This is a genomic window from Blastococcus sp. DSM 46786, from assembly GCF_900109665.1.
Classification (GTDB): domain Bacteria; phylum Actinomycetota; class Actinomycetes; order Mycobacteriales; family Geodermatophilaceae; genus Blastococcus; species Blastococcus carthaginiensis.
On record NZ_FOAO01000011.1, the window covers coordinates 159,391 to 165,683 of the forward strand.

Annotated in this window: 8 protein-coding genes and 3 tRNA genes; 10 read left to right on the forward strand and 1 reads right to left on the reverse strand. The window is 71.6% G+C overall.

Going from position 1 to position 6,293, the window contains the following annotated elements; translation table 11 throughout:
* Positions 1-2: 2 nt before the first annotated feature.
* The 5 genes from BMW62_RS12085 (at position 3) to BMW62_RS12105 (ending at position 1,358) form a co-directional block, all read left to right on the forward strand.
* Positions 3-75: transfer RNA gene (locus BMW62_RS12085), tRNA-Thr, on the forward strand.
* A 56-nt stretch (positions 76-131) separates the two neighbouring features.
* Positions 132-205, forward strand: a tRNA-Met gene (locus BMW62_RS12090).
* A gap of 106 nt (positions 206-311) precedes the next feature.
* Positions 312-476, forward strand: coding sequence for a 50S ribosomal protein L33 (gene rpmG / locus BMW62_RS12095; RefSeq protein WP_014378026.1), 165 nt, complete (start codon positions 312-314; stop codon positions 474-476).
* A 31-nt stretch (positions 477-507) separates the two neighbouring features.
* On the forward strand, positions 508-954 hold the full coding sequence (locus BMW62_RS12100) for an FAS1-like dehydratase domain-containing protein (protein WP_091931102.1): 447 nt from the start codon (positions 508-510) through the stop codon (positions 952-954).
* Positions 951-1,358: a MaoC family dehydratase gene (locus tag BMW62_RS12105; protein ID WP_091931103.1), complete on the forward strand. Its 408-nt coding sequence runs from the start codon at positions 951-953 to the stop codon at positions 1,356-1,358. Before BMW62_RS12100 ends, BMW62_RS12105 begins: the two co-directional genes overlap by 4 nt.
* A 19-nt stretch (positions 1,359-1,377) precedes the next feature.
* Here the strand turns inward: BMW62_RS12105 and BMW62_RS12110 are convergent, their stop codons facing one another.
* Positions 1,378-2,634, reverse strand: a complete 1,257-nt coding sequence (locus BMW62_RS12110) for a pyridoxal phosphate-dependent aminotransferase (RefSeq protein ID WP_091931104.1) — start codon at positions 2,632-2,634, stop codon at positions 1,378-1,380.
* 230 nt (positions 2,635-2,864) lie between these two features.
* Between BMW62_RS12110 and BMW62_RS12115 the strand changes: the two genes are divergently transcribed.
* From BMW62_RS12115 to rplA, 5 genes are all read left to right on the forward strand, one after another.
* Positions 2,865-2,940: transfer RNA gene (locus BMW62_RS12115), tRNA-Trp, on the forward strand.
* A gap of 70 nt (positions 2,941-3,010) precedes the next feature.
* Entirely contained in the window at positions 3,011-3,550 is a 540-nt protein-coding gene (gene secE, locus BMW62_RS12120) for a preprotein translocase subunit SecE (protein ID WP_091931105.1), read from the forward strand.
* Positions 3,551-3,748: 198 nt separating this feature from the next.
* Positions 3,749-4,651 (forward strand): transcription termination/antitermination protein NusG, encoded by a 903-nt coding sequence (nusG, locus tag BMW62_RS12125; protein ID WP_091931106.1) that lies wholly within the window; start codon positions 3,749-3,751, stop codon positions 4,649-4,651.
* A 50-nt stretch (positions 4,652-4,701) separates the two neighbouring features.
* The gene (gene rplK / locus BMW62_RS12130; RefSeq protein ID WP_091931107.1) at positions 4,702-5,133 is read left to right on the forward strand and encodes a 50S ribosomal protein L11; all 432 of its coding nucleotides are present in this window, start codon (positions 4,702-4,704) and stop codon (positions 5,131-5,133) included.
* A gap of 98 nt (positions 5,134-5,231) precedes the next feature.
* Positions 5,232-5,951 (forward strand): 50S ribosomal protein L1, encoded by a 720-nt coding sequence (rplA, locus tag BMW62_RS12135; RefSeq protein WP_091931108.1) that lies wholly within the window; start codon positions 5,232-5,234, stop codon positions 5,949-5,951.
* The last annotated feature ends 342 nt before the right edge of the window (positions 5,952-6,293 follow it).

Here is a 6,293-nt window from a genome sequence, read left to right on the forward strand (position 1 = left end):
AGGCCCCTTTAGCTCAGTCGGCAGAGCGTCTCCATGGTAAGGAGAAGGTCTACGGTTCGATTCCGTAAAGGGGCTCTGGCAGTAAGCTGACCTACCGGTCCTGTCGCGAGACCGGCCCGTGTGGTCATCCCGGCGGTGTAGCTCAGCCTGGTAGAGCAAGCGGCTCATAATCGCTGTGTCACCGGTTCAAGTCCGGTCACCGCTACTCCCGACGGACCCGGCAACCCGGGTCCGTCGCCGTGTCGGCCTCCAGCCGGTGCGGCAGCAGGGCCCGGTCCCGGGTCCTGTCCCACAAGGCTAGGAGCGCTCCCGTGGCAGCCACCGACGTCCGTCCGAAGATCACCCTGGCCTGCCAGGAGTGCAAGAACCGCAACTACATCACCCGCAAGAACCGGCGGAACGACCCCGACCGGCTCGAGCTGAAGAAGTACTGCCCGCGTGAGCGCAAGCACACGCTGCACCGCGAGACCCGCTGACGGTCTTCGGCTGCTGGGCGAGGGCGGGAGCATGGCGCTGGACCGGGCACTGGTCGGGCGCAGCTACCCGCCCTCTGCCGTCTACGAGGTCGGCCGGGCGAAGATCGCCGAGTTCGCGGCCGCGGTCGGTGCGACCGACCCGGTGCACCACGACGTCGAGGCTGCACGTGCGGCCGGCCACGCGGACGTCGTCGCGCCGCCCACCTTCGCCATCGTGGTGAGCCTGGAGGCTGCCTTCGTGGTGCTCGCGGACGACGAGGTGGGCCTGGACTACAGCCGCGTCGTCCACGGTGAGCAGCGGTTCACCCACCACCGCCCGATCCGGGCCGGCGACCGGCTGGTCGCCACCACCACGATCGACGCCGCCCGCACCGTCGCCGGCAACGACCTGCTGACGGCCCGGGTGGAGCTGGCCACGGAGGACGGCGAGGCGGTCTGCACCGCCACCTCCATGCTCGTCGCGCGGGGGGCGGCATGACCGCGGAGGTGGGCACCGAGCTCCCCGAGCTCGTCGTCCGGGTCACCCGCGCCGACCTGGTGCGCTACGCCGGCGCCTCCGGCGACTTCAACCCCATCCACTGGAACGAGCGGGTGGCGCGCGAGGTCGGCCTGCCCGGCGTGATCGCCCACGGCATGCTCACCATGGCGCTGGCGGCGCGGGCGGTGACCGGCTGGACCGGTGACCCGGCGGCGCTCCTCGAGTACCAGGTGCGCTTCGGGCGCCCGGTGGTCGTCCCCGACGACGACAGCGGGGCGGAGCTGACCGTCCGCGGCACGGTGGCCGCCCTGCTGGACGGCGGGCGGGCGCGGGTCGACCTCACCGTCACCAGCGCGGGCGAGAAGGTGCTCTCCCTCGCCCGCGCGGTCGTCCGGCTCGGTTGACCTCACCCTCATAGGCTGCTCAGCCGGCCGTGGACAGCAGCCGCTGCAGCCGCGAGACGCCCTCGACCAGGTCCTCGTCGCCCAGCGCGTAGGACATCCGGACGTAGCCGGGGGTGCCGAACGCCTCGCCCGGCACGACCGCGACCTCGGCCTGCTCCAGGATCAGCTCGGCCAGCTCCGCGCTGGTCTCCGCGGTGCGCCCCCCGATCGGCCGCCCGAGCAGGCCCTTGACCGACGGGTAGGCGTAGAAGGCGCCGTGCGGCTCGGGGCAGGCCACGCCGGGGATCTCGCGCAGCATCGACACGATGGTCTGCCGCCGCCGGTCGAACGCCGTCCGCATCTCGGCCACGGCGGAGAGGTCGCCGGTCAGCGCGGCGATCGCCGCCGCCTGGGACACGTTCGCGACGTTCGAGGTCGCGTGCGACTGGAGGTTGGTCGCCGCCTTGACGACGTCGGCCGGGCCCGCGATCCAGCCCACCCGCCAGCCGGTCATCGCATAGGTCTTGGCGACCCCGTTCACCACGACGCACCGATCGGCGAGCTCGGGGACCAGCACCGGCATCGACGGGGCCGTGAGCCCGCCGTAGGTCAGGTGCTCGTAGATCTCGTCGGTGAGCACCCACAGGCCCGCGTCGAGCGCCCAGCGACCGATCTCCTCCACCTGCTCGGCCGGGTAGACCGCCCCGGTGGGGTTGGAGGGGGAGCAGAACAGCAGGGCCTTCGTACGCGGGGTGCGGGCGGCCTCGAGCTGGGCGGCCGAGACCAGGTAGCCGCTCTGCTCGTCGGCCACCACCGGCACGGGGACGCCGCCGGCCAGCCGGATGGCCTCCGGGTAGGTGGTCCAGTAGGGCGCGGGCAGCAGGACCTCGTCGCCGGGGTCGAGCATCGTCGCGAACGCCTCGTAGACCGCCTGCTTGCCGCCGTTGGTCACCAGCACCTGGGCCGGCGTGAGCTGCAGGCCGGAGTCGCGGGCGGTCTTCGCGACGATCGCCTCCTTGAGCGCGGGCAGGCCACCGGCGGGGGTGTACCGGTGCATCGCCGGCGTCCGCGCGGCGGTGATGGCGGCCTCGACCACGTAGTCCGGCGTCGGGAAGTCCGGCTCGCCGGCGCCGAAACCGATCACCGGCTTCCCGGCGGCCTTGAGGGCCTTGGCCTTCGCATCCACCGCCAGCGTCGCGGACTCGGCGATGGCGCCGATGCGACGGGAGATGCGGCGCGCGGCGGGCGGCAGCTCGGTGGAACGGGCGGCGGACCCCGGAGCGGAGGCGTCGGTCATGGGCACATCGTGTCAAAGACCACGGCCGGGGGGCCGCCCGCCTGTTCCCGCGCAGGTGGCGGAGCTGCCCCGCCGGGGACGGGGCCGGTGGGACGTTCGCTCCCGCCCGTCGCGGTCCCGTACACTGGCTTCACCGGGGCCTGTTGACCCCGCCACCGGCGTGCCCCGGATCCTCTTCCGGGGTCGGTGCCACGGTGGCGGCGAGACGTCCCGGGGCCCACCCAGGGCATAGGGGTGTAGCTCAATTGGCAGAGCAGCGGTCTCCAAAACCGCAGGCTGCAGGTTCAAGTCCTGTCACCCCTGCCAGCAGGACACGGCACGACCGACCGACGGCCCTCGCGGGAGTGGCCACCACCGACGAGGCGAGCGAGGCGCAGTGAGCGACGAGAAGCCGGGCCGCGAGGACGACGCGCGCGCCGCCTCCGACGCCGAGCTCACCGACGAGCAGCTGGACCGCGAGGCGCCGGGGGTCGACGACGCCGCCGCCCTGGAGGCGGCCGAGGACGAGGTGGTCGGCGAGGCGGAGACCGACGAGGACAAGGTCGTCGCCGCGCCGCAGGGTGACCGGGCCGCCCGCCGACGGGGGCGGATCACCGCCGACGGCGACGAGGACGACGAACCCGCCACGCGGTCCCGTCGCGCCGCGCGGTCGGCCACGGAGCCGGCCCGCGAGGGCGCCCCGACCCGGTCGCGCGCCGCGGCGGAGCGGGCGCGCGCCGAGGAGCTGCGGCCCCGCCGCTCGATCATGCGCTTCCTGCGCGAGGTGGTCGCCGAGCTGCGCAAGGTCATCTGGCCGGGCCGGCGCGAGCTGATCACCTACACGACCGTGGTGATCGTGTTCGTCGCGTTCATCGTGGCGCTGGTCGCCGGCCTCGATCTGCTCTTCGCGCAAGGCGTGCTCGCCGTCTTCGGTTGATCCGCCCCCGCGCCTGAACGCCCCCTGACAAGGAAGAGACCCCCGTGATCGAGCTTGCGAGATCACCAATGAGCGCAGCACCGTCGGTCACGACGCCGACGAGCGCCAGCGAGGAGAAGCAGTGATCGAGCTCGCGAGATCACCAATGAGCACAGCACCGTCGGTCACGACGCCGACGAGCGCCAGCGAGGAGAAGCAGTGACCGACCCCCGCGAGCCCTTCGAGACCGACAACGCGGTCGAAGGCACCGATCTGGACGACGCCCGATTCGACGAGCGCGGTACCGCCGACGTCGAGACCGGCGCCGGTGAGGCCGGTGCCGCCGAAGGGTCCAGCGACACCGCCGACCTGGCCGCGGGTGCCGCGATCTCCGACGGCGAGGTCGCCGACGCGACCCCCGAGGTCGAGACCGGGGACCCCGCCACCCTCGCCACCGACCCGCAGGTCGTGCCCGCCGACGACTCCGACGTCGCGGTGGAGGAGGACGAGGACCCGGTGGAGGCGCTGCGCAAGGCGCTGCGGATCGCCCCCGGGGACTGGTACGTCGTCCACTCCTACGCGGGCTACGAGAACAAGGTGAAGACCAACCTCGAGGCGCGCATCCAGTCCCTCGACGTGGAGGACTACATCTACCAGATCGAGGTGCCCACCGAGGAGGTCACCGAGATCAAGAACGGCAAGCGCTCGCAGGTCAACCGCAAGGTCCTGCCGGGTTACCTGCTGGTGCGCATGGAGCTCAACGACGAGTCGTGGGGCGCGGTCCGCAACACCCCCGGGGTCACCGGCTTCGTCGGCGCCACCTCCAAGCCCTCGCCGCTGACCATCGACGAGGTCGTGAAGATCCTCGCGCCGGCCACCACGCCGCAGGCGCCGCGGGCCACCGAGGCCGCCGCGGCGAGCACGGGCGCCGCCGCCGCGCCGGCCGCCGTCGTCGACTTCGAGGTGGGCGAGTCGGTGACCGTCATGGACGGCCCGTTCGCCACGCTGCCCGCCACCATCAACGAGATCAACGCCGAGCAGCAGAAGCTGCAGGTCCTCGTCTCCATCTTCGGCCGCGAGACGCCCGTCGAGCTCTCGTTCAGCCAGGTCCAGAAGATCTGACCGACAGGCCCTGAAGACCTCACCACCCAACTCGAACCGGAGAACAGAGCATGCCCCCCAGGAAGCGGTTGACCGCGGTCATCAAGCTCCAGATCAACGCCGGTGCGGCCACCCCCGCCCCGCCCGTGGGTCCGGCGCTGGGTCAGCACGGCGTCAACATCATGGAGTTCTGCAAGGCGTACAACGCCGCGACCGAGTCGCAGCGCGGCAACGTCATCCCCGTGGAGATCTCGGTCTTCGAGGACCGGTCCTTCACGTTCGTCACCAAGACCCCGCCGGCGGCGCGCATGCTGCTCAAGGCCGCGGGTGTCGAGAAGGGCTCGGGCGAGCCGCACAAGACCAAGGTCGCCACGGTCACCCGTGACCAGGTCCGCGAGATCGCCACCACGAAGATGGCCGACCTCAACGCCAACTCGCTCGAGCAGGCCGAGAAGATCATCGCCGGCACCGCCCGGTCGATGGGGATCACCGTCACCGGCTGACGTCAGCCACCAGCACCGCGCTGAAGCAATCGTGGGAGGGCCCCGCCAGGCCCGTGCACCACGCGACCGGGGCCACGAGCCCTCGGAGAGGAAACACCATGGCGAAGCACGGCAAGAAGTTCCGCGCAGCGGCCGAGAAGGTCGACCGCGACAACCTGTACAGCCCGCTCCAGGCCGCCACGCTGGCCAAGGAGACGTCGACGACCGCCTACGACGCCACCGTCGAGGTCGCCATGCGCCTGGGCGTCGACCCGCGCAAGGCCGACCAGATGGTCCGCGGCACGGTCAACCTGCCGCACGGCACCGGCAAGACCGCCCGCGTCATCGTCTTCGCGACCGGTGACAAGGCCGCCGAGGCCGAGGCCGCCGGCGCCGACGTCGTGGGCTCCGACGACCTGATCGAGCGGATCCAGGGCGGCTTCCTGGACTTCGACGCCGCGATCGCGACGCCGGACCAGATGGCCAAGGTCGGTCGCATCGCCCGCATCCTCGGGCCCCGCGGCCTGATGCCCAACCCGAAGACCGGCACCGTGACGCCCGACGTCACCAAGGCGGTCAACGACATCAAGGGCGGGAAGATCAACTTCCGCGTCGACAAGCAGGCCAACCTGCACCTGGTGATCGGCAAGACGTCGTTCGACGAGGCCAAGCTGGTCGAGAACTACGCCGCCGCCCTGGACGAGGTGCTCCGCGCCAAGCCGTCCTCGGCCAAGGGTCGGTACCTGAAGAAGGTCACCATCTCCACCACCATGGGCCCGGGCGTCCCGGTCGACCCGAACCGCACCCGCAACCTGACGGTGGACGAGCCCACCGCTTGATGATCAGGTGACAGTGAGGATGTAGGCGGGCCCCGCAGCAACCGTTCCTGACCCTTCAGGTGACTGACCTCGGGTCTTTATCCGGATCTGTCGGTTCGGTCGCTGCGGGGCCCGCTGCACTCACCAAGCCTGGCGGTGTGACCTCATAGGAGCCTGTGCCAGCAGGCACCCATCACTGTCTTGTCCGCTCGCCCGGCGGTGCGTGCCGCCCTGTCGGTTGCGAGCGAGGAGGACGGCGATGACCACCATCGCACCAGAGACGGCCCCGGACCAGGTCCAGGTGGCCGGTGGCGTGGACACCCATTGCGACACCCACACCGCGGCCGCGGTCGACACCACCGG